Source organism: Marinimicrobium sp. UBA4209, assembly GCF_002381585.1.
Classification (GTDB): domain Bacteria; phylum Pseudomonadota; class Gammaproteobacteria; order Pseudomonadales; family Cellvibrionaceae; genus Marinimicrobium; species Marinimicrobium koreense.
The window spans coordinates 1,042-1,397 of sequence record NZ_DFTP01000082.1; the positions used below are offsets into that span (position 1 = coordinate 1,042).

The window sequence follows — 356 nt, forward strand, 5'->3', positions numbered from 1 at the left end:
GCCGAGCAGGTGCTGCGCTCCTACAACTTTGACCAGCTGTTTATCGGCGCCGATGGCCTGGACCTGGAACGCGGGACCACCACTTTTAATGAGCTGTACAGCCTGAGCCAGGTAATGGCCGAGGTGGCACGCGAAGTCATCGTGATGGCGGAATCGGACAAATTGGGCCGGAAGATCCACAACCTTGAATTGCCCTGGGAGCGGATTGCCTATCTGGTGACGGATTCGGGTTTTCCTGATGAGGCAAAACAACGTTTGGAGACCTTGGGAGTCGATGTTATTCGGGCTTCCTGAAGCCAACAAAGGAAAGTTTTAAGAATTGAAATACGTGACAGGAGTTGGGTAACCCCTTCACG

General features: G+C 53.4%; 1 pseudogene. It reads left to right on the plus strand.

The features are described 5' to 3' along the window. Positions 1-294, plus strand: a pseudogene (locus B3187_RS12035) (XRE family transcriptional regulator); the annotation flags it as partial. Positions 295-356 lie beyond the last annotated feature (62 nt).